Below are 21728 nucleotides of genomic sequence, written 5' to 3'. Positions count from 1 at the left end.
CGATATGAGCATTGCCCGCAAGGAACGTGCGGCGCTGGTGGAGACCCTGCGGGCCACCGGCCCCGACGCACCCACGCTGTGCGAGGGCTGGAACACCCGTGATCTGGCCGCGCATCTGGTGGTCCGGGAACGCCGCCTCGACGCCGCCCCCGGAATCCTGGTGCCCCAGCTGGCCGGTTACACCGCCCGCGTGCAGGATCAGGTGACGGCTTCCACCGACTGGTCCGACCTGCTCGCCCAGGTGGCCGCCGGCCCGCCGCTGTACTCCCCGTTCATCCTGATCGACCGGTTCGCGAACGTCACCGAGATGTTCATCCATCACGAAGATGTCCGTCGCGCCGGAACAGATTGGGAACCAAGGGTTCTCGATCAGGAGACCACAGCTGCGCTGGCCGGCCGGGTCGGCATGTTCGGACGCATGACGCTGTCCAGGGCACCGGCCCGGGTATCGCTGGCCACCCGAGAGGGCAAGGTGCTGACCACCGCAGGCAAGGGATCGCCGGTGACCGTCAGCGGCGATCCCGGCGAACTGTTGTTGTTCGCCGCGGGCCGCGAACCCGCCCGGGTCAGCTTCGACGGGGACGCCGACGCCATCGCCGCGGTGCAGGGCAGCCACCGCGGTCTGTGATGGCCGACTGGGCCTGGACCGCCGAGGGCCACTGCGTCACGCTGATCAGCGGTATCACCCCCGCAGCGCTCACCACCGCGCTCGGGGCGAGCACCCTCGCGCACGTCCAAGGCATCGATGCCGTGGTGTCGCGGACCGTCGAGCGCTGGGATGCCGGCTACCGGCCCGACGAGGCGATCATCGCGGTCACCGACGCCGCTCCCGGCTGGGCGGTGATCGCCGAGCTGAACGGCTACCTCGGTGTGACGGAGGCGGCCACCGGCCCGCTGTCGGAGGGCCGGACCATCGTCTCGCACTTCCGCAATATCAACTCGGTGAGCCGCTTCCACTGGTGGCGTGACGGCCGGCTGCTGCTCGACGTCGATCTGCTGTTCCCGGACGAGCGGCTCGGCGCCGAACCCGATGCGCTCGGTGACCTGCTGGATCTCGGTGGCGACCTGACCGCAGCGGGGTTCGCGTTGGCCGAGCGCATCACCGGGGTGAGCTGTTCCCCCGAATTCTTCGAGCGGGCCGCGTTCACCGTCGCGGTCGCCGCCCTGCCCGGGTGAACCAACTATCGTTGTCGGCATGCCTTCCCTCGACTTCCGTGTCTTCGTCGAACCCCAGCAGGGCGCCACGTACGCCGACCAGCTCGCCGTTGCACAAGCCGCCGAACAACTCGGATACTCCGCCTTCTTCCGGTCCGATCACTACCTGGCCATGGCCGGTGACGGCCTGCCCGGCCCCACCGATTCCTGGGTGACACTGGCCGGCATCGCGCGGGAAACCAACACCATCCGGTTGGGCACCATGGTCACATCGGCCACCTTCCGGCACCCCGGACCGTTGGCCATCGCCGTCGCGCAGGTGGACGAAATGAGCGGCGGCCGAGTCGAACTCGGTATCGGCGCCGGCTGGTTCGAGTCCGAGCACCTGGCCTACGCCATCCCGTTCCCGCCGCTGGGCGAACGTTTCGACCGTCTCACCGAGCAGTTGCACATCCTGACCGGGCTGTGGGACACCCCGGTCGGTGACACCTTCGATTACGCCGGAACGCATTACACCGTCAAGGATTCGCCGGCGCTGCCCAAGCCCGCCCAGACCCCGCGTCCGCCGATCATCATCGGCGGTGCGGGCCCCAAGCGGACACCCGCGCTCACCGCGCAGTTCGCCGACGAGTTCAACATCCCGTTCGCCTCGCTGGAAGACCTGACGGCGCAATACGACCGGGTGGCGACCGCGGTCGCCGACGCCGGCCGCGCCCCGGATTCGCTGGTGTACTCGGCCTGCTTCGTCCTGTGCACGGGCAGCGACGAGGCCGAGCTCACCAGGCGGGCAGCGGCGATCGGGCGCGAACTCGACGAGATGCGCGGCAACTCACCGCTCGCGGGTTCCGCCGGGGAGATCGTCGACAAGCTGGGCGCCTTCAGCCGGGCCGGAGTCCAGCGGGTCTACCTGCAGGTTCTGGATATGTCCGATCTCGACCACCTGGCATTCTTCGCCTCGGAGGTCATCCGGCAGCTGGATTGATCCGGGGCTACTATCGGTGGCCGTGACGGGCGACCCCAAGTGGCATGAGCGAACGCCCACCCTGTTGGCCGCCAGTGTGGCCGCGCTCGCGGCCATCGGACTGGTGGTGTGGTTGACGATGTTCGTGGTCCGGCAGGCCGGCGGCACCGAGCCGGCACCGCTGGAGTACGTGACGCCGTTCTCGGATTCGTCATCGGCCACCGGCGCCTCATCGACCACGACATCGACGATCACCAGCACCAGTCCGCCGGAGACGAGCGACATCATCGATGTGATCGGCCCGTCGTCCTCCTCGGAGACGTCCTCGTCGGAGCGTCCGACCCGCACCCCACGCTCGCGGGCGAACAACGACGACGATGACGATGACGAAGAGACCACCACCACCCGGCGCCGGGCGCGTCAGAACGAGACCAGGACGCTGTACCCGCAGCCCTGACGACTACCTGCCCCGGGCGTGGAACTCGGCGACCAGCCCCTCGGCGCTGCGCACGGCCGCCCGGCAGGCCCTGGTGGTGAACGGATCGTTGAGCGGATGGTCGGCCCGGCGGCGCCACCGCTGGGTGGCAGCGAACGCGGCGCGCGGGCCGTCGTTCGGTGCGTCGGGGCCCAGGCCGAGCCTGCTGGCCGCGTCGGTACCCGAGCCGCCTATCAGGCGCCGCAGAGAGGACATCTCATCTTCGGTCAAGGTGGTTGGCCGGGAACGTAATTGGCTCAGCAGACGCAGCTCCTCGAAGGCATGCGCATCGGCGAGCAGCGGGTCGATGTCGGCGAGGATCTGCCGGCCGGCGTAGATCGGGTTGACCTGGACGAAGCGCCGCAGCGACAGTAGCGCCGTATGCGCCTTGAGCAGATCGGAGCGCTGCGCGAACTGCTGGTCGATGACGTCACGCAGCGCGATCAGGCCGCTGCGCTCCAGCAGTTCGTCGGCCAGCGCCCCCGAATCGGCGATCCCAGCGCTGAGCACGGCGATGGAGATCCGGATGCCGAACATCCCGAACCGCTCGAGCAGGGCGGCGCGGGTCGCGGCGTCCACCGGCAGCGCGGCGTCCTCCCGCACGAACCTGTCCACGCTCAACATCGCCTTGGCCAGTTCCGCGGGGGGCACCCCGGCCAGCTTCTCCAGCGCGACGAACTCGCTCTGGCGCAGCGTGCGCGCGGTCAGCGCGAGCAACCCGGACACCGGCACCACCGCCTGGCAGATCCCGGTCTTGTCCATCTCGGCGGTGAAGCGGGTGGCGACATCGCGGGCCGAGAGCATGGCGTCGATGCGGCCGGCGCCGATCTCGTCGGCGCGAGACGCCACCCCGATCACGCCGAGCGCTCCCGAGGACCCGCCGACGAGTTCACCGATCTGTTTGAGCAGCGCGATGTCGGCGGCATTGAGGGTGCGCAGCAGGAACACCACGGCGTCCACCCGGGGCACCCCGTCCTGGGGAATCAGCAACCGCAGTGTCCGCTGCGACACATCGCGCGAGAGCGAGGAGGTGCCCGGTGTGTCGATGATCGTGGTGTCGATCAGTTCGGCGGCGGGCCATTCCACGTCGAGATCCTCGACGTCCTCGGGGTCCAGCCCGGTGAAGCTGAACGTCAGGCTGCGTTGCTGGTCGCCGGCGGCGCGGGCGATCGGGACGTTCGACCGTCCGCCGTCGCGGTGATTGGCCGTCACCTTCGGGGACGGCCCATGCCGGAACCGGGTGACGATGCGGGTGGCCTCGGTGGCATCGGTCGGGGCGATGTCCTCGCCGACGAGCGCATTGACCAGCGTGGACTTACCGGCCTTCAGGGTCCCGGCCAGCGCGATCCGCATCGGCTCGTTCAGCCGGCGTTCGATCCGTTCGAGCTCGGCGTGCACATCGGGGCGCTGCCGATACATCGGATCGGCCCGGTAGGCGGCAATCGTGCCGCCGAGAATTGCGCGGACGTGTTCGCTGGTGCTCATGACCGGCCCAGCTTAAAGGGGCGAGCGAAGCGAAGGGGAATCAACCGGGGGCAACGAGTTTGTCGACGTTGTCGACGACCTGCTTGAGGATGTTGAGCTGGCGTTCGAGCTCCTTGATCCGGGTGTTGCGCTGGTCCTCTTCCATTTTCGCCGACGCGAGGGTGGCTTGCAGCGACTCGTTGAGCGAGCGGCTGGTCTGGTTGGCGATACCGCGGTAGTGGTCGCGCAGCTGCCGCTGCACCGCGCGCAACCGGTCCCGGGACTCCTTGTTCACGATGAAGGCGATGTCGTCGACGAACCGGCGCGCGTTGGTCTTCGCCTCGTTGCGCACGCGCAGCATCCGGTTTTCCATGTCCTCCTTGTAGGCCTTGCGGCCCAACAGGAATCCCGCCCCCAGCGACAACGGGTTGAACATGCCCAGCCCGGCGAACGAGGTGAGCATGCCGAACATCAGGATGCCGCCGTAGGAACCGCGCATGCCGGTGACCACCTTGTGGCCGGCCTTGATCGGTTTGGCCTCCAGCCTGGACACCGATTTGAACTCGCCGAAACCGGCGCCCATGTCGCGGGCGCTGACCTCGGGCAGTTCGACGACGTCCAGGCCCGCTTCGGTGAACAGCCGGGCGACCTCGGCCGCCAGGGCCTCGGCCCGCTGGTAGGCCCAGACGAAGTTGTCGCCGACGGCGGTGGCGACGGAGGTCTCCAGTTCGGTGCCGATCTCGGCCCAGTGCTGGGTGGGGTCGCAGCCGTCGATCACCTTCTCGGTGTGGGCGGTGATGAGCCGGAACCGGTTGCGCAGATCGTGATCGACATCGGCGGTCAGGTCGGCGATGCCGTCATTGAGGGTCTGCTGCCACAGCGCGGTCTGCTGCAACGCGTCCTGGGCTTCCTCCTTGCGCCGTTCCAGATCCGCGGTGAGCCGCTCACGGGCGGCCGGATCGTTGAGCACCGACAGCTCGCTGTGCACGGTGAGCGTCAGATGCTCTGCGGCGGAACGGATCTCGCCGAGAACGTGGTCACGGATCCGGTCGTTCTCCCGTGACATCACCTTCTCGGACAGGAACTTGATGATGGCCGGGAAGTTGGACTCCTCGTTGAGCTCTTTGTCGTTCAGGCTCACGGCGTGGCTGCGCAGCACCGAACTCGCCGGGATCACCGGGGTGCTGATCGCGGCGCGGCGCAGGTGCGCCTGATTGGCGGCGACGATATCGCGCCAGTGCGGGTACAGATCGGTCTTGGTGGCCACAATCGTTGCGGTCGGGCAGATTTCGACGGCCTGCCGGATGAACGTCAGCTCCGGTTCGGTGAATTCCTGGCTGGTGTCGCTGATCATCAGCACAGCATCGGCGTCCGGCAACAGACCCAGCGTCGCCGACAGATGGGGCTGGCCGTGCCCGCCGACGCCGGGGGTGTCCACGAACGCCAGGCCGTTCTTCAGCATCTGGCTGGGCACGCCGACCTCGACCCGGAGCACCTCGCGCCCCTGCGCGGCCGGTGCCCGGCGCAGATCGTTCTTCAACTCCGCCATGTCGATGTCGACGAACTCGGCATCGGCACCGTCGGGAGTCACCACCACCAGGCGTGCGGTCGGTGTCTCGGCGTAGTAGACCACGGTGGCCAGCACGGTGCTCTCGTCGTCACCGACCCGGGCCACCGGGATGTTCAGCAGCGAGTTGAGCAGTTGGCTCTTGCCCTGCTTGAGCTGACCGGCGATGACCACCCGGATCTGCGGATCGGTGATCCGCTCCTTGGCGATGCGCAGCCGTTCCGCCAGGTCGGCGCGGTCGTACAGACCGGCGATCTTGGTGGTGTGGTCGATGAGTTCGACGATCACCTTGACAGGTCGTGCCGGCGCATCAGGTCCGGACTTCGGTTGCGTCATCTCGTCCTCTCCTGGCTGTCCACCGTAGGCGCGCCGACTGGCGGGGACCGGGAAGCGGTCCCCGCCAGGCGGGTCTTGCTAGAAGAGTCCGGCGTCGACGTTGGTCTCGATGGTGTTGTCCACGTCGAGGGTGTTGTTGACGGAGTTGTCCACCGAGTTGTCGATATCGGTGTCCACGACGGTGGTGACCACGCTGTCGTCATCGCTGGCGTCCAGGGAGCCGGAGTTGTCGATGATGGTGATACCTCCGCCGTTACCGGCGTCGCCGCCGCTGGAGTGCCCACCGCCGATGAGGCCGCCACCGGCCACCGAGCCCCCGCCGTTGCCACCGCTGGTGTCGACGTCGTTGAGCACGGGGCCGTCGTTGTCGGAGATGATGTCGTCGCCGGCGATCTGGGAGTTGTCCTCCACCTCGTTCTCGTCGCCGATGATCACCGGTGAGTGGTTGCCGGTTTCGACGTCGACCTTGGTGTTGTCCGTGACGTTGTCGTCGCCGACCACATTGCTGTCACCGGTGACGTTCTCGTCGCCGACCACGATGTCCTCGCCGGTGATGTTCTCGTCGCCGACCACGTTGCCGTTGCCGGTGGTGACGGTTCCGGCGTTGTCTCCGTCGACCACGACCCCGCCGTCGGTGGCGGTGTTGGAGGTCTTGTTGCCGAAGGTGATGTCACCGAAGCCGAGGTTGAATCCGCCGACCTGCGAGTTGGCTCCTGAGCTCTGATCCGGGCTCAGGAACTCGGCGTTGGTCCGGTTGTGGCTGGCGATGTCGGTTTCCGGGGCGAAGGTCCGCTGCGGGGCGTACATCGGCGCGAAGGAGTTGGCCAGGCTGTGGTGATCGGCGACCGCGCGCTGCAGGCCGAGGACCGGGTCCCCGCCGCCGAGGGCAACCCCGGCCGGGGCGGCGGTGGCCGCGACGGCGGACAGCTGGGCGGCGGTGACGTTGGGCAGACCGGCATCGCGCAGGGCCTGCTCCGGGTCGGCAACGAAGGCACCGGCCAGGTCGGGGCTACGGAAGAGGTCGAGGATGTAGTCGATGATGGTGGTCATTGAAGTGCCTTTCTCGATTCTGGGGTCAGGATGTTCGTGCGTTCCTGTCGCTGGGTGGTCCGGCGAACTGAGGACAACGTTATGAGCGCGGCGACGCCGCGGAAACGGGGCGGAATCCCCTCCTCCACCACCCCCATACCGGGGCTTGGGGGGTGCCCCCATTAGGGGATTAGGGGGTCGCGGAGGGCAGGAGCGCAGCGACCCGGGAAGTGGTGCCGGGGTGGGGTCGCCGACACACCAAAAAGCCCGCCCCGCCGCGAGAAATACGCAGCTGAGCGGGCTCCGGGTCGAGCGTGGTCAGTCGAAGACGTCGAAACCGGACGCGTCCGGGGCGGCGCTCCATTCGTGGTCGAGGATGCCGTCGTGCACCGGGATGTCCTCGACCACCGTGTTGACCGGGATGTCGGCGTACTCATCGTCGAGGCCCTGGATCACGCCGAGGCCGTCGTCCGTGATCGTCGACACGTCGTGGACGGGCAGGTCATCCAGGCCGGCCACATCGTCCAGGCCGATCACCGGCACCGAATCGTCGATACCGAACGCATCGAAGGCCGCGGTGGCGGCCCCACTGGTCCAGACGTTGGCATCGACCGCGGGCAAGGTGCCGGCCCAACTGGTGGCGTCCAGGCCGGGCGCCGCCGACGAGAGCGATTCGGCGACGACCGGGATCAACTGGTCCACATCGGCAGTGGTGACATCGGGCAGGCCGGCTCCGGCGATGGCCGCCGCGGGATCAGCGGCGTAGCGTGCCGCAGCGTCGGAGTCCCGCACCAGCGACATCACGAAGTCGAGCAGTGAGTTGGCCATGAGTTGGTCCCCGCCCCATCTTTCCTGGAGTTACATCTGAAGCCTGTGCACCGATGTTATCGACGGGGGGCGCCGGTGAGATCGGTGTTGAACCCAGCCGCCGCGGGCACCCATTAGGGGATTGCCCATTAGGGGTTCCGACACGTTAGGGGGAATCCCGCTGGCCGGGTATCCCAGCCGTTAAGGTGAGTGTTTGTCTAAGGAGATTGCATGAGCGACGCTTGCGAGCGAATCATCGGGCACACATGCGGCGTCCGAGCCTGCGAGGAGGCCGCATGAGCGACTCGCTCGGGTTGTCCGTCGGGATGACCAATCTGGTGGCGGCCCGCGACGGGCGGCCACCGGTCACGCGCCGCTCGGTGCTGACCCTGTTCAGTGATCGCGCGCCCGAGGTCGGCGTCCCCAGCGAGAACCCCAACCTGGGCCAGCCCGGCCTGGTGCTCGGCGGTTTCGTGGACCGCGTCGGAGACCCGGTGCCGCTGGTGGCCTCCGACGGCTCCTCGCACCGCGGCGATCAGGTCCTCGCCGAGGCGCTCGATGCCATGGCGCACACCGTCGGTGGCGGCAACCCCATCACCATTGCGTTGCCCGCGCACTGGGCGCCCGCGGTGGTGGCCGCCCTGCAGACCGCGCTGCGTAACAAGCCCGGACTGGCCGCCGCGGCGGTGGTGCCGGATTCGGTGGCCGCACTGGCCGGTCTGCGCGCCAGCCTGCCTGCCCAGGGCGTCGTCGCCCTCGTCGATCTCGGCGGCACCGGCACCAGCGTCACGCTGGCCGACGCCGGCGCGCAGCTCGCGCCGATCGGTGCGACCCTGCGGTACGCCGATTTCTCCGGAGAACAGATCGATCAGGCGCTGCTCAACCATGTCATCGCCGGTATCGCCGACGCCGGCGACGCCGACCCGGCCGGCACCGCCGCCGTCGGGTCACTGGGACGGCTGCGCGATGAGTGCCGCCGGGCCAAGGAACGGCTGTCCGCCGACACCGCCACCGTGATACCCGCCGAACTTCCCGGCTACAGCGCCGATGTGCGGGTCACCCGCGCCGAGCTCGACCAGCTCATCGACCCACCGCTGGGCGGGCTGTTGGCCGCCATCGAAGAACTGTTGCAGCGCAGCGGCATTGCGCCCGGCCGGTTGAGCGCGGTCGCGACGGTCGGCGGCGGTGCCGCCATTCCGCTTGTCACACAACGACTTTCCGAGCGCCTCCAGGTTCCGGTGGTCACCGCCCCGCAGTCCGTCACCCTCGCGGCCGCCGGCGCCTCCCTGGTCGCCGACCTCGCCTCCGAGGCCGGCGCGGCGACGGGCCTGGCCCCGGCCGCGAGCCCGGATTCCGCACCCACCGGGATGGCGCCGACGATGGGCTGGGCCGGCGCCGCAGCCGGTGCCGCAGCCGCCGGCGCGGAGGCCCCCGGCGGGCTGGCGTGGTCTCAGGATGACGACGCACCGACCGGGGAGCCAGTCCCCTACCAGGGCCCCGATTACGAAACCGGTTATGCCGCAAGCCCTACCGATGCCCGCCCGCCGATAGCCTTCGCCCCCGGCGAGGATGACTACCCCGCCGAGCCCGAACCGCTGCCCTGGTACAAACGTCCGCCGCTGCTCTTCGGTGCCGCCGCGGCGGCCGCGCTGCTGGCCGTCGGCGGTCTCGCCGTCACCCTCACCGGGACCAGCAGCCCCAGCGGTCCGGTCACCGAGACGGCCACGAGCTTCTCCACCGAACCCGGGCAGCCCGGCGAACCGGTGGTGACCGAGCCCCAGACGGTGACCGTCACTGGTGACGACGGTGTCGTGACGACTTCGGAGGTTCCCCCGCCCCCGCCGTCGACGACCACCACGACCACCACCACGCCGTCGACGACGTCGTCGACCACCACGACCACGACCACCACGACGACCACCACGACGACGACCACGACGACTCCGCCGACGACGACCACCACGAAGCCGGTCACCACCACGACCCAGCCGCCGGTCACGACCACCACGGTGGCCCCGCCGCCCGAACCCGAGCCCGAGCCGATACCGGAACCCGATCCCGTGGAGCCCGTCATCGAAGGCGGATAGTCGTCGTGGGCTCGGACTCCGGCGCGATCGCGGCGTTGCTCGCGGCTCCCTCCGAGCCGGTCAAGGTGCTGGTCTCCGGTGGTATCGGGGCAGGCAAGACGACGCTGCTCAGCGCGGTGCGCACCGCGCTGCGCGACGCGGGTGTGCCGGTGCTGGGCCGGCCCGCCGACGACAGCCCCGGGGCCTTGATCGTCGATGACGCCCATCTGCTCGCCGATGACGAACTCGAGTTGCTCTGCGAGCGGGCCGCCGAGCCGGGCCGCACCGTCGTCGTCGCTGCCGAGCCACTGGCCCACCACGGCGCTCTACGTGCGCTGACGCTGGCGCTGACCCGGGAGAATCCCGCGGTGACCCTGGGCGCCCGGGTGGCCGCCGACCTCACGGGTAGCGAGCGGGTGGACGAGTTGCTCGCCGCGACAGCGGGGATACCGTTCCTGCTCGCGGCCGCCGAGGGCGCCGCGGCACCGGCCGACGCGGCCGGGTTCGCGCTCGTGGAACGGTTGCGCCGCCTCGATCAACCGGTGCTCGACACCTTGTTGCTGTGCTCACTGGATCCGCGCCTCGGACCCGACGACATCGCCGCCGCGCTGCGAGTGGACGCCGTTGCGGCCCAAGCACTTGTGGATCGCGCCCGGGCCAGTGGGCTGCTGGAACCCGGTCAGCACCCGGCGTTCCGGCGCACCCTGCATCAGGCGGTGGCCGAGATCATCGGCACGGCGCGCCACCATGACAGCGAGATCGCACTGCTGCATTCACAGCTCGACATGAGCACGCTGTCAGCCGATCTGGCGCTCGGCATGGCCGAACACGGTTTGCGGGACGGCCGGCTCGCCGACGCGCTGACCGCCCTGGCGGCGCGACACCGCGACGATCCCACGTACGCGGCCCGGCTGTACCGCGCGGCGTCCGATGCCGGCTCGACCCAGCTGAGCACCGAACTCGGCGACGCGCTGGCGCTGACCGGTGACTGCGCGACGGCCGCGCGCCTGGCCGACGAGCTGCTCGGCTCCACCGACCCCGCGCAGCGGGCCGCGGCGGTGCGGATCGCGGCGAGTGTGTCCATGCATGACGGCAGCGCCGCGGCTGCGGCCGACCTGTTCCGCTGGCTCGGCCCGTACCCGGATGCGTTCATCGGTTCGGCAGCGGCCGTGGTGTCGATCGCCACCGGTGACGTCGCCACCGCCCGGGCCGCACTCGACGTACCGGATACCGGGCCCCCGACCTCGACGGCGCGCGGTGCCCGAAGCCTGGCCGAGGGTCTGCTCTACACCCTGGATCGTCCGTTCCCCGCCGCGATCGGCCGGCTGAGCCAGGCGATCACCGCGGAGTGGTCGTCCACCCGGGTCGCACCGGACAGCCCTGCCGCCCTGGTCACCCTGGCCGCGCTGCACGGCGGGGACCCGGTGCGCGCCCGCAGCGTCATCGGACGCGCCGCGGGCGCCGCCCCCGGACACGGCGAGGTCTTCACCGCCCACCGCCACCGGCTACTGCTGGGCTGGACCCGGATGCTGGACGGTCAGCTCAACCGGGCCGCCACCGACGCCGCCGCCGTCGACCCGACAACCTTGCACCGCCGCGACGCCCTCTGGTCGGCGGCACTGCGCACCGCGATCGCGCGCCGCGCCGGTGATACCGGCGCGATGCAGCAGCACTGGTACGCCGCCATGGAAGTGCTCGCGGAGTATTCGACGGACCTCTTCACACTGCTGCCGCTGGGCGAGCTGTGGGTCGCGGCGGCCCGGCTGCGTCAGGTGGACCGGCTGCAACAACAGCTCGACGACGCGCTCGGGCTGCTCGACTCCTTGGGCCGCCCCCCGCTGTGGTCGGTGCCGCTGCACTGGGCCGGGGTGCACGCCGGGATACTGGCCAATTCACCGGAGGCCGTCGCTCCGCACGGTCAGGCGCTCACCGCGGCGGCCGCCGACAGCAGCTATGCGCGGGCGCTGGCGACGGCCGGGCGGTCGTGGTTGCGGGTGCTCGCCCATCAGGTCGACGTCGATGACGTGACGCTGGCGGCGCGCGCGCTCGCGCAGTTCGGGCTGACGTGGGATGCCACCCGGCTGGCCAGTCAGGCCGCATTGCAGACACCCGATCCGCGGGTGTCCGGGGTGATGCTGCAACTGGCACGGGACCTGAAGTCCACCACCGCCGATGCCCCGGACGGACCGGCGGGCCCCGACGACGCGGTCCCGTCGCCCGGCGCCCCCGCACGCCCGGCGGCGGCGCCGTCATCGCGGCTGTCGGACCGCGAGCGCGAGGTTGCCGAGTTGCTGTTGCTCGGTATGCCCTACCGGGATATCGGCAGCCAACTTTTCATCTCGGCCAAGACCGTCGAGCATCACGTCGCACGCATCCGGCGCCGCCTCGGAGCGGAGTCCCGCTCGGAGATGCTGTCCATGTTGCGGGCCCTGCTGGGCACGCCCGCCTGATCGCCGGCACCCGTGCGCGGGGGCGACCAACTAGTGAGTTAGGTCAGCCTTGCTAGCGGTGCGGCAAACGGTGATGTAACTATGAGCAGGCAAATAGCCTAAGTTACCGATCAGTAACTATACTCAAGTTACCAGCTAGTAACTTAAACCTCGGGGAGGCACGCGGTGCAGCACACGCTCGAAGTGAGCAGGTTGGTCCTCGCAATGCTGATGACCGCCGTCGTCTTGGTGTTCGCCGCCAAGCGCGTGCTGTGGCTGACGAAGCTGATCAGCTCGGGCCAGAAGGTGGGCGACGAGCGCGGCCGCAAGAACGATCTGGTCAAGCGTTTCCTGAACCAGAACAAGGAAGTGTTCGCCCAGTCGAAGCTTCTGAAATGGTCGATCCCGGGTATCGCGCACTTCTTCACCATGTGGGGCTTCTTCGTGCTCGCGACGGTGTACGTCGAGGCGTTCGGTGTGCTGTTCGACCCCGAGTTCCACATCCCGTTCGTCGGACGCTGGGCCGTGCTGGGCTTCCTGCAGGATTTCTTCGCCCTGATGGTGCTGCTCGGCATCCTGACGTTCGCGATCATCCGGCTGACCCGCGAGCCCAAGAAGCTCGGCCGCGAATCCCGCTTCTACGGCTCACACACCGGCGGCGCGTGGGAGATCCTCTTCATGATCTTCCTGGTCATCGCCACCTACGTGCTGTTCCGCGGCGCGGCGGTCAACGTGCTCGGCGAAGAGTTCCCCTACCAGTCCGGTGCGTTCCTCTCCGATGGCATGGCGTGGCTGCTGGCCCCCCTCGGCGCGACCGCGAACATGTGGATCGAGACCCTCGCCCTGATGGGACACATCGGCGTCATGCTGGTGTTCCTGCTGATCGTGCTGCACTCCAAGCACCTGCACATCGGCCTGGCCCCCATCAACGTCACCTTCAAGCGGCTGCCCGACGGCTTGGGCCCGCTCCTGCCCATGGAGCACAAGGGCGAGCCGATCGACTTCGACGATCCCGCCGAGGACGCCGTGTTCGGTCGCGGCAAGATCGAGGACTTCAGCTGGAAGGGCTACCTCGACTTCGCCACCTGCACCGAGTGCGGCCGCTGCCAGTCCCAGTGCCCGGCCTGGAACACCGGCAAGCCGCTGTCCCCCAAGCTCGTGATCATGAACCTGCGCGACCACATGTTCGCGAAGGCGCCCTACTTCCTCGACGGCAAAGAGACGCCGCTGGAGAACACCCCCGAGGGTGGCGTCGGCGCAGAGGTGATGGGCGAGAAGCACGACGAGAAGCACTCACACGACCACGTCCCGGAGTCCGGCTTCGAACGCATCCCCGCCGATTCCCCGCTGCAGGCGACCCGGCCCCTGGTCGGCACCCTTGAGCAGGGCGGCGTCATCGATCCCGACGTGCTGTGGTCCTGCACCAACTGCGGTGCGTGCGTCGAGCAGTGCCCGGTCGACATCGAGCACATCGACCACATCGTGGACATGCGCCGCTACCAGGTCATGGTCGAATCCGAATTCCCCGGCGAACTCGGCGTGCTGTTCAAGAACCTGGAGAACAAGGGCAACCCCTGGGGCCAGAACGCCAAGGACCGCACCAACTGGATCGACGAGGTCGACTTCGACGTCCCGGTCTACGGCGAAGACGTGGACTCGTTCGACGGTTTCGAGTACCTGTTCTGGGTCGGGTGCGCGGGTGCCTACGAGGACCGTGCCAAGAAGACCACCAAGGCGGTCGCCGAACTGCTCGCCACCGCGGGCGTGAAGTACCTGGTGCTCGGCACCGGGGAGACCTGCACCGGCGACTCCGCCCGGCGTGCCGGCAACGAATTCCTGTTCCAGCAGCTCGCGGCGCAGAACGTCGAGACCATCAACGAGCTGTTCGAGGGCGTCGAGGCCGTCGACCGCAAGGTCGTCGTCACCTGCCCGCACTGCTACAACACCATCAACCGCGAATACCCGCAGCTCGGCAGCAACTACACCGTGGTGCACCACACCCAGCTGCTGAACCGGCTGGTGCGCGACAAGCGGCTCATCCCGGTGACCTCGGTCGACCAGGAAGTCACCTACCACGATCCGTGCTTCCTGGGCCGGCACAACAAGGAGTACGAGGCCCCGCGTGAGCTGGTCGGCGCGGCCGGAGCCAAGCTCACCGAGATGCCCCGCCACGCCGACCGCGGCCTGTGCTGTGGCGCCGGTGGTGCCCGGATGTGGATGGAAGAGCACATCGGCAAGCGCGTCAACACCGAGCGCACCGAGGAGGCCATCGACACCGGGGCCTCCGCGATCGCGACGGGTTGCCCGTTCTGCCGCGTGATGATCACCGACGGCGTCGACGACGTCTCCGCCACCCGCGACATCGAGAAGGTCGAGGTGCTCGATGTCGCGCAGCTGCTGCTGAGCTCGCTGGACACCAGCCTGTACACGCTGCCCGAAAAGGGCACCGCCGCAGCGGCATCCGCGGAGCGTGCCGAGGCGCGCGCCACCCTGGAAGCTGAGCAGGAAGCCGCCGCCGCAGCGGCCGCTCCCGCCGTCGAGGAAGAGGAGCAGGCCGACAAGCCCGCTGCTCCGGCTGCGGCGGCTCCGGTCACCGGACTGGGCATGGCCGGTGGGGCCAAGCGTCCGGGCGCCAAGAAGGCCGCCGCCCCGGCCGCCGAGGCCGCCCCCGCTGCCGAGGCCGCCGCCCCGGTGAAGGGGCTCGGGTTGGCCGGTGGCGCCAAGCGTCCCGGTGCCAAGAAGGCCGCCGCCCCGGCCGCCGAAGCCGCCCCCGCGACCGAAGCAGCCGCACCCGCGGCACCGGTCAAGGGACTCGGGTTGGCCGGCGGCGCAAAGCGTCCCGGCGCCAAGAAGGCCGCTTCGGCGGCTGCCGCACCGGCGCCTGCCGCCGACACTGCTGCCGAGTCCGCGCCCGCCACCCCCGAGCCCGAGGTCAAGGGACTCGGGATCGCCACGGGTGCGCGCCGTCCGGGCGCGAAGAAGGCCGCTCCCGCTGCGGCGGCGCCTGCTGCCCCGAAGGCCGAGGAGGCCCCGGTCGCCGAGGCCCCCGCGGCCGAGCCTGCCGAACCGGCCACCCCCGAGCCGCCGGTGGTGGGTCTGGGAATCGCCGCCGGCGCGCGTCGTCCGGGAGCGAAGAAGGCTGCCCCCAAGGCTGCTGCTCCGGCCGCACCCGCGGACGCTGTGCCCGAGCCTGCCGCTGAAGCCGAGGCCGTCGACGAAACCCCCGAAGCACCCGAGGCACCGGCCGCCGCGCCGTCGTCCAACGGCTCCGGCGGTGACCGCGTGGTCGGCGACGAGGCACCGGTCAAGGGTCTCGGTATCGCCAAGGGCGCCCGCCGGCCGGGTAAGCGCTGACCCCAGCTCTGCTCAGTGGCCAGTTATGACACGGTTTCAGCCCATATACGTGTCATAACTGGCCATTCGGCCTCGTTCTAGACCTGTTTCAGCTGGAATGGCGTCGCGCTGGTGATACCGCCCGGGCACGCGCCATTGGAGTCGGCGGACAAAATGCCGCGCAGTGACGCCGGATCGAGCTCCATCGAAATGATCGCCGGCTGATAGCTGCCGTCCGCACAAATGAATCCGTCGGGCTTGGTGACCGAGAAATACCAGATGCCATTGGTCAGGGTCATCGGGCTCGTCCAGCCTTGATTGCTCGCGACGGTTCCCGCGCAGCCGGCCAGCCCGCAGGTACTGGCGATGTTCCAGACGTTCTCGGGGTCACCCTCCGCGCCGGAAAAGCTGCCATTGAGCAGCGGGGGCTCCGCCTGCGCGGGAACAGCGCATGCCATCCCCACCACCACGGTGATCCCGAATGCCGCGCCCAGCGAACGTGTTATCGACGTCATAATGATCCGGAAAATAGCACCGCGCCACCCAAAAACAGCAGATACGCACCGGATATGCCCGTCAATTTATATGGCGGGTGCCGAATTGTTACTTCGGGCAGAAAATCGGTTTGCGAGCCCGTGGGAGACTTGACCCCGTGAGTACCCACCAGCTGCCCGACAAGACGTGGCATTCCAGCCACCAGCCTCGGCCGCGGACGTTCGCACAGTCCACCAAGCTGCAGGACGTCCTCTATGAGATCCGCGGCCCGGTACACGAGCACGCCTCACGGCTGGAGGCCGAAGGGCACCGCATCCTCAAGCTCAACATCGGCAACCCGGCGCCGTTCGGCTTCGAGGCCCCCGATGTGATCATGCGCGACATCATCGGTGCGCTGCCGCACGCACAGGGCTACTCCGACTCCAAGGGCATCATCCCGGCCCGCCGCGCGGTCTTCACCCGATACGAGCTCGTCGAGGGCTTCCCGAAGTTCGACGTCGACGACGTCTTCCTCGGCAACGGCGTCTCCGAGCTCATCACCATGACCCTGCAGGCCCTGCTCGACAACGGTGACCAGGTGCTGATCCCGGCGCCGGACTATCCGCTGTGGACGGCGTCGACGGCGCTGGCCGGCGGCACCCCGGTGCACTACATGTGCGACGAAACCCAGGGCTGGAATCCCGATATCGCCGACCTGGAGTCCAAGATCACCGACCGCACCAAGGCGCTGGTCGTGATCAACCCGAACAACCCGACCGGCGCGGTGTACAGCCGCGAAATCCTGGAGCAGATGGTCGAACTCGCGCGCAAGCATCAACTGCTGCTGCTGGCCGACGAGATCTACGACAAGATCCTCTACGACGACGCCAAGCACATCAGCCTGGCGACGCTGGCACCCGACATGCTGTGCCTGACGTTCAACGGCCTGTCCAAGGCCTACCGGGTGGCCGGATACCGCTCGGGCTGGCTGGTCATCACCGGCCCCAAGGAACATGCGAGCAGCTTCCTGGAGGGCATCAACCTGCTCGCCAACATGCGGCTGTGCCCGAATGTGCCCGCCCAGCATGCGATTCAGGTCGCCCTCGGCGGACATCAGAGCATCGACGATCTGGTGCTGCCGGGCGGCCGGCTGCTCGAGCAGCGCGACACCGCCTGGACAAAACTCAATGAGATCCCCGGCGTGTCCTGCGTCAAGCCCGAGGGCGCGCTGTACGCCTTCCCCCGGCTGGACCCCGAGGTCTACGACATCCACGATGACGAGCAACTGGTGCTCGACCTGCTGCTGCAGGAGAAGATCCTGGTCACCCAGGGCACCGGATTCAATTGGCCCACACCCGATCACCTGCGCATCGTGACGCTGCCGTGGTCGCGCGATCTGGCCAATGCCATCGATCGCCTCGGCAACTTCCTGGTGAGCTACCGGCAGTAGTCGTGGCGCCGCCTACGCTGTTGCGGTGGCACACTCGCATTCCCACTCACTGAGCGGTCCGGCACCGCTGGGCCCGCTGGCGGCCCGGGTCGTGGTCGGCCTGCTCATCGCTCTCGGCGTGGCGACGCTGGCCGGCGCGGCCTGGTTGTGGCCGAGCCAGCAGAAGGTCGACATCCCGCTGCCGTTCCAGAACTCCGCCGGCGGCAGCGTCAGCACCGAAGCCGGGCATGTGCAGTCCCTGAGCGCCGCACCATGCGGCGGGCCATCGGTCGGGGTGGTGATCACCGCCGCACCGCCGGCGACGGCCGGTGCGGACGCGCACTGCACCCAGGCGTTCATCGCGATCGACTCCGGGCCCAACGCCGGGGCCTACACCCTGCTCGAGTTCAGCGGCGGTCCCGGTCAGCCCCAGCTGGTCGTCGGTGATGACATCCGGATCACCCGCGCGGTCGATCCCACCGGCACCACGGCCTATTCGTTCTACGACTATGAGCGGGCCTGGCCGCTGGCCGCGCTGGCCGCCGCCTTCGCGGTGGTGGTGGTGGCGATCGCCGGCTGGCGCGGGCTGCGGGCGCTGATCGGCATCGTCGTCGCCTTCGGAGTGCTGGTGGTGTTCATGCTGCCCGCGCTGCGCGACGGCGCCGGTGCCATTCCGGTGGCGCTGGTCGCGTCGTCGCTGATCCTCTACGCCGTGCTCTATCTGGCGCACGGCGTGAGCCTGCGCACCAGCGCCGCCCTGCTCGGCACCCTGACCTCGCTGGTGCTTGCGACCGTGTTGTCCTGGGGGGCAATCAAACTGACCCAACTGACCGGCTTGTCCGAAGAGGAGAACAACGCCGTCGCCACCTACCTCGGCGGGGTGTCGATCACCGGTCTGCTGCTGGCCGGGTTCATCATCGGCTCGCTCGGTGTGCTCAACGATGTCACCGTCACGCAGGCCTCGACGGCCTTCGAGCTGGCCGAGCACAGCGATTCCCGGCGTGCGGTCTTCTTCGGCGCCATGCGGGTGGGTCGCGACCATATCGCCAGCACCGTCTACACCCTGGTGCTCGCCTACGCCGGCAGCGCGCTGCCGCTGCTGCTGCTGTTCAGCGTGGCCAACCGGTCGCTGGGCGATGTGTTGGTCAGCGAGAGCGTGGCCATCGAGATCGCCCGTTCCGCGGTCGGCGGAATCGCGCTGGCGCTCTCGGTGCCGTTGACGACGGCGATCGCCGCGGTGTTGTCGACCCCTGCCGCCGCCACGACGTCGCGCAGTTGAGGGCGCGGTCAGCTCGCTGCTGCGAAGTCCAGCTCCAAGGGAGTCAGCAGCTTCCGCGATGGTGATCTCAAGGCCCTCGTGGGGCCATCGCCGCGATCACGGTCACGAACGGATGAGGTCGGCGGCCTTTTCTCCGATCATGATGGTCGCGGCGTTGGTGTTGACGGGTGGGATTCTGGGCATGACGGATGCATCGGCTACGCGCAGCCCGGTGAGCCCGTGCACTCGCAGCTCGGGATCGACGACCGCATCAGGCCCGGTGCCCATCGCGCAACTTCCGACCGGGTGGAAGTACGTGCCGGTGTTGCGCGCGAGAAAAACGCGCAATGCCGCCTCGTCAGTGACGTCCGGGCCGGGAAGCACCTCGCTTCGGCGCCACGGCGCGAAAGGCTCGCTGGCCGCGATGGAGCGGGCCACATTCAATCCGTGGATCATTCGCTTCACGTCAGACTCGGCACCGAGGTAGTTCGGGTCGATGAGCGGCGGCGTCGTCGGGTCTGGCCCTGCGAGGCTGATTGAGCCACGGGCATCGGGCACTGTGGTGATCGCCAAGGTGAAGCTGTTCGCAGGAGTTACCCAGTGCGGCAAATGGAACGGGACGTGGATGAACATCAGCTGCATGTCCGGGCCGGCGAGCGACTCGTCGCTGCGCCACGACATCGACGTCTCGGCGAGGTTGTTACGGCCGGCGGGGATCGGCCGCGACGCCTCATAGACGACGCCGCAGAGCGGATGGTCGTGCAGATTCCGGCCCACCCCGGGCAAGTCGTGTTTCGCGGTGACGCCGGCGGTTTCGAGTTCCGCGGACGGCCCTATTCCGGACAGGAGCAGCAATCGGGGCGAGTCCACAGCACCCGCAGTGAGCACCACTTCAGCGTCGGCATACGCGGTCACCAGATTGCCCTCGTAGACGAAATCGACTCCGACGCAACGGCTCCCTTCGAGGCGGAGTCTTTGCACCCGGGACTCGGTGGAGATCGTCAGGTTCGTTCTATGGCTTACCGGGTGCAGGTAAGCGGCAGCAGTGCTCTGGCGGGCGCCCTCCGCGATCGACAAGTCGTGCCAGCCCGCGCCCTCGGCGCACACGCCGTTGAAGTCGTCGGTCAGTGGGAATCCGGCTGCAACTGCGCCCTCCAGGAAGACGTGGGATAGCGGGTTGGCAGACTCGGCGGAGGCAGGCGCGGGAGACATCGGGCCGTCGGTGCCGCGGTATCGCGGATCCCGACCGCTGACCGTCTCGATGCGCCGAAAGTAGGGCAGCACGGACTCATAATCCCAACCCGTGCAACCGGCCTCGGCCCAGGCATCGAAGTCGTTGTGGTGCCCGCGCAGGAACACCATGGCATTGATGCTGCCGCTCCCGCCCAGCGCGTGGCCGCGCGGCCAATTGTGACTGAGACCATCGGTATTCGCTTGAGGAATAGTGCTGTAGGCGTAGTCGACTCTCGAACCCCACAGCGTTGGCCAGGCCGGCGGCGTAGCGATCCCAGGCGTGGTGTCGGCCGAGCCCGACTCAAGCAACAGCACACGAGCAGTCGGATCCTCAGACAGCCGTGCTGCGAGCACGCAGCCAGCCGAACCGGCACCCACTATGACGTAGTCGTAGCGGCTGGATGCACCCTCGAATCTCTTTCCTCGACTTTGAGCCGTGGTCGTTGTATCTCGCATTTCTTCCTAGGTTCTCGATGTCTGGAGCTCGCCTCGGTCAGCACATTCAGGCGGGGAAATCCGCGCTGCGAGAGAGGTTTTCGTTGGCCCGGATGTCGGCTAGGGTCTGCCCCAGCGCATCGACGACGGCGTCGTAGCCGCTATTGCCCAGAACCAGCCGGCGTGGAGGCGGATCTTGAGCCATCGCTGCGATCACCGCACGGGCACCGCGGTGCGGATCGCCGGGTTGCGTCCCGTCCATCTCGACGAAGGTGGCGCGGACCTGCTCCAGCAGGTCGTGATACTCCGGGATCGTCTCCGTGACAGGTTCGTTGGCGAAGCCGGCGTAGGCATTGGTGCGGAACGCACCTGGTTCTACCGTCAGGACGGAGATGCCCTGAGCAGCCACCTCGTCGCGCAGAGTATCGGTGATCGCTTCGATGGCGTACTTCGTCGCGCTGTAGTAACCAAATCCGGGTGCTGATACAAGCCCGGCCACCGACGACACGTTGACGATCCACCCGTTCCCGCGGGCACGCATCCCCGGCAGCACCGCACGGGTCACCGACAGCACGGCGAAGAAGTTCAGTTCGAACATCGCCCGCAACGAGGACTCGTCCATCCCTTCGATCGATCCGTACCAACCGCGGCCGGCGTTGTTGACCAGCACGTCGATGCCGCCGAAGTGCTCCTCGGCGGCCTTCACCGCACGCTGCACCTGCGCGGGGTCGGTGAGTTCCAGCGGCACCACGAGAACGCGGTCGCCGTACTGCTGCGCCCACGTGTCCAGCTCCTGCGGGCGCCGGGAGGTGAGCACCACACGGTCGCCGTTCTCGAGTGCGGTCTCGGCGAACGCCATCCCGAAGTTGCCGGGGGTGCCTCCGGTGATGAACCAACGCCTGCTCATGGCTCGATCACCACCCGGCTGATCAGAGTGCCGTCGAGGGTGAAGCGGTAGTGCAGGTCGGCGACCCCGCCCGGGAAGTTGCCCTCCAGGTGCTGCCCGACGTCGACGCCTGCTTCGTTGGTGGTCGCTCCGGTGAATGCGGTGGTGTAGGTGTACTCGGAGGCCGCGGTGGCCACCCACGCCCCGATCTCGTCATGTCCCTTGTAGTCGTGGCCTTCGTCGGTCACCACGGCATCGGTGGTGAGTGTGGCCAGCGCTTGGTCCCCCTCACGGGCATCGAGCGCGGTCATGAACGTCTTTATGGTTTCCGGGAGTGCATCCCATTCTGTGGTCATGACCCCACGTTGGATCTTCCCCTAAGGGGAAGGTC

At 68.5% G+C, this 21728-nt stretch carries 17 protein-coding genes; 9 read left to right on the top strand and 8 right to left on the bottom strand.

The features are described from left to right. Positions 1-4 precede the first annotated feature (4 nt). Genes C6A86_RS02485 through C6A86_RS02470 form a run of 4 tightly spaced genes read left to right on the top strand, consistent with a single transcriptional unit; the run spans position 5 to position 2573 of the window. Positions 5-628: a TIGR03085 family metal-binding protein gene (locus C6A86_RS02485; protein ID WP_105364677.1), complete on the top strand. Its 624-nt coding sequence runs from the start codon at positions 5-7 to the stop codon at positions 626-628. After that, a complete protein-coding gene (locus C6A86_RS02480; RefSeq protein ID WP_105364676.1) occupies positions 628-1176 on the top strand; it encodes a DUF6461 domain-containing protein in 549 nt (182 codons plus the stop codon). Before C6A86_RS02485 ends, C6A86_RS02480 begins: the two co-directional genes overlap by 1 nt. Positions 1177-1195: 19 nt before the next feature. Continuing rightward, a complete protein-coding gene (locus C6A86_RS02475; protein WP_105364675.1) occupies positions 1196-2137 on the top strand; it encodes an LLM class F420-dependent oxidoreductase in 942 nt (313 codons plus the stop codon). A gap of 22 nt (positions 2138-2159) precedes the next feature. Then, positions 2160-2573 (top strand): hypothetical protein, encoded by a 414-nt coding sequence (locus C6A86_RS02470; protein ID WP_233213114.1) that lies wholly within the window; start codon positions 2160-2162, stop codon positions 2571-2573. A 3-nt stretch (positions 2574-2576) separates the two neighbouring features. Here the strand turns inward: C6A86_RS02470 and C6A86_RS02465 are convergent, their stop codons facing one another. From C6A86_RS02465 to C6A86_RS02450, 4 genes are all read right to left on the bottom strand, one after another. After that, positions 2577-4076 (bottom strand): dynamin-like GTPase family protein, encoded by a 1500-nt coding sequence (locus C6A86_RS02465; protein WP_105364673.1) that lies wholly within the window; start codon positions 4074-4076, stop codon positions 2577-2579. Positions 4077-4116: 40 nt separating this feature from the next. Continuing rightward, positions 4117-5958, bottom strand: coding sequence for a dynamin family protein (locus C6A86_RS02460; protein ID WP_199196300.1), 1842 nt, complete (start codon positions 5956-5958; stop codon positions 4117-4119). Positions 5959-6036: 78 nt separating this feature from the next. Further along, on the bottom strand, positions 6037-7008 hold the full coding sequence (locus C6A86_RS02455) for an IniB N-terminal domain-containing protein (protein WP_105364672.1): 972 nt from the start codon (positions 7006-7008) through the stop codon (positions 6037-6039). Positions 7009-7305: 297 nt separating this feature from the next. After that, positions 7306-7815 (bottom strand): Rv0340 family IniB-related protein, encoded by a 510-nt coding sequence (locus C6A86_RS02450; RefSeq protein ID WP_105364671.1) that lies wholly within the window; start codon positions 7813-7815, stop codon positions 7306-7308. Between the two features lie 275 nt (positions 7816-8090). Here C6A86_RS02450 and C6A86_RS02445 point away from each other — a divergent pair, with 275 nt between their 5' ends. The 3 genes from C6A86_RS02445 (at position 8091) to C6A86_RS02435 (ending at position 15643) form a co-directional block, all read left to right on the top strand. After that, positions 8091-9881, top strand: coding sequence for an Hsp70 family protein (locus C6A86_RS02445; RefSeq protein WP_105364670.1), 1791 nt, complete (start codon positions 8091-8093; stop codon positions 9879-9881). A 5-nt stretch (positions 9882-9886) separates the two neighbouring features. Then, positions 9887-12310 carry an isoniazid response ATPase/transcriptional regulator IniR gene (iniR, locus tag C6A86_RS02440; RefSeq protein ID WP_233213113.1) on the top strand — a complete coding sequence of 808 codons (2424 nt, stop codon included), beginning with the start codon at positions 9887-9889 and terminating at the stop codon, positions 12308-12310. Positions 12311-12514: 204 nt separating this feature from the next. After that, positions 12515-15643 (top strand): heterodisulfide reductase-related iron-sulfur binding cluster, encoded by a 3129-nt coding sequence (locus C6A86_RS02435; protein ID WP_199196301.1) that lies wholly within the window; start codon positions 12515-12517, stop codon positions 15641-15643. Positions 15644-15720: 77 nt separating this feature from the next. Here the strand turns inward: C6A86_RS02435 and C6A86_RS02430 are convergent, their stop codons facing one another. Beyond that, positions 15721-16080 carry a hypothetical protein gene (locus C6A86_RS02430; protein ID WP_233213112.1) on the bottom strand — a complete coding sequence of 120 codons (360 nt, stop codon included), beginning with the start codon at positions 16078-16080 and terminating at the stop codon, positions 15721-15723. A gap of 167 nt (positions 16081-16247) precedes the next feature. Between C6A86_RS02430 and C6A86_RS02425 the strand changes: the two genes are divergently transcribed. Both C6A86_RS02425 and C6A86_RS02420 read left to right on the top strand, forming a co-directional pair. Next, positions 16248-17546 (top strand): pyridoxal phosphate-dependent aminotransferase, encoded by a 1299-nt coding sequence (locus C6A86_RS02425; RefSeq protein WP_105364667.1) that lies wholly within the window; start codon positions 16248-16250, stop codon positions 17544-17546. 25 nt (positions 17547-17571) lie between these two features. Continuing rightward, complete coding sequence (locus C6A86_RS02420; protein ID WP_105364666.1) at positions 17572-18804, top strand: YibE/F family protein; 1233 nt, start codon at positions 17572-17574, stop codon at positions 18802-18804. Between the two features lie 102 nt (positions 18805-18906). On the opposite strand, the gene C6A86_RS02415 is transcribed toward C6A86_RS02420, so the two are convergent. The 3 genes from C6A86_RS02415 to C6A86_RS02405 are packed head-to-tail and all read right to left on the bottom strand — an operon-like array spanning position 18907 to position 21648. Beyond that, the gene (locus C6A86_RS02415) at positions 18907-20472 is read right to left on the bottom strand and encodes a GMC family oxidoreductase (RefSeq protein ID WP_105364665.1); all 1566 of its coding nucleotides are present in this window, start codon (positions 20470-20472) and stop codon (positions 18907-18909) included. A gap of 46 nt (positions 20473-20518) precedes the next feature. Then, positions 20519-21358 (bottom strand): SDR family NAD(P)-dependent oxidoreductase, encoded by an 840-nt coding sequence (locus C6A86_RS02410; RefSeq protein WP_105364664.1) that lies wholly within the window; start codon positions 21356-21358, stop codon positions 20519-20521. Next, positions 21355-21648, bottom strand: coding sequence for a nuclear transport factor 2 family protein (locus tag C6A86_RS02405; protein ID WP_311101014.1), 294 nt, complete (start codon positions 21646-21648; stop codon positions 21355-21357). The genes C6A86_RS02410 and C6A86_RS02405 overlap by 4 nt, the downstream gene beginning before the upstream one ends. Positions 21649-21728: the final 80 nt, after the last annotated feature.

Origin of the sequence: Mycobacterium sp. ITM-2016-00316, assembly GCF_002968335.2 — a bacterium.
GTDB lineage: Bacteria > Actinomycetota > Actinomycetes > Mycobacteriales > Mycobacteriaceae > Mycobacterium.
This window is presented reverse-complemented; position numbering and strand designations above follow the sequence as displayed.

Bases quoted from the DNA above. Each gene is read 5' to 3' on its own strand.
- C6A86_RS02405 (WP_311101014.1), bottom strand. From the start codon at position 21,648: ATGACCGCGCTCGATGCCCGTGAGGGGGACCAAGCGCTGGCCACACTC.
- C6A86_RS02455 (WP_105364672.1), bottom strand. From the start codon at position 7,008: ATGACCACCATCATCGACTACATCCTCGACCTCTTCCGTAGCCCCGAC.
- C6A86_RS02415 (WP_105364665.1), bottom strand. From the start codon at position 20,472: ATGCGAGATACAACGACCACGGCTCAAAGTCGAGGAAAGAGATTCGAG.
- C6A86_RS02480 (WP_105364676.1), top strand. From the start codon at position 628: ATGGCCGACTGGGCCTGGACCGCCGAGGGCCACTGCGTCACGCTGATC.
- C6A86_RS02485 (WP_105364677.1), top strand. From the start codon at position 5: ATGAGCATTGCCCGCAAGGAACGTGCGGCGCTGGTGGAGACCCTGCGG.
- C6A86_RS02465 (WP_105364673.1), bottom strand. From the start codon at position 4,076: ATGAGCACCAGCGAACACGTCCGCGCAATTCTCGGCGGCACGATTGCC.
- C6A86_RS02430 (WP_233213112.1), bottom strand. From the start codon at position 16,080: ATGGCATGCGCTGTTCCCGCGCAGGCGGAGCCCCCGCTGCTCAATGGC.
- C6A86_RS02410 (WP_105364664.1), bottom strand. From the start codon at position 21,358: ATGAGCAGGCGTTGGTTCATCACCGGAGGCACCCCCGGCAACTTCGGG.
- C6A86_RS02445 (WP_105364670.1), top strand. From the start codon at position 8,091: ATGAGCGACTCGCTCGGGTTGTCCGTCGGGATGACCAATCTGGTGGCG.
- C6A86_RS02475 (WP_105364675.1), top strand. From the start codon at position 1,196: ATGCCTTCCCTCGACTTCCGTGTCTTCGTCGAACCCCAGCAGGGCGCC.
- C6A86_RS02450 (WP_105364671.1), bottom strand. From the start codon at position 7,815: ATGGCCAACTCACTGCTCGACTTCGTGATGTCGCTGGTGCGGGACTCC.
- C6A86_RS02460 (WP_199196300.1), bottom strand. From the start codon at position 5,958: ATGACGCAACCGAAGTCCGGACCTGATGCGCCGGCACGACCTGTCAAG.
- C6A86_RS02435 (WP_199196301.1), top strand. From the start codon at position 12,515: ATGCTGATGACCGCCGTCGTCTTGGTGTTCGCCGCCAAGCGCGTGCTG.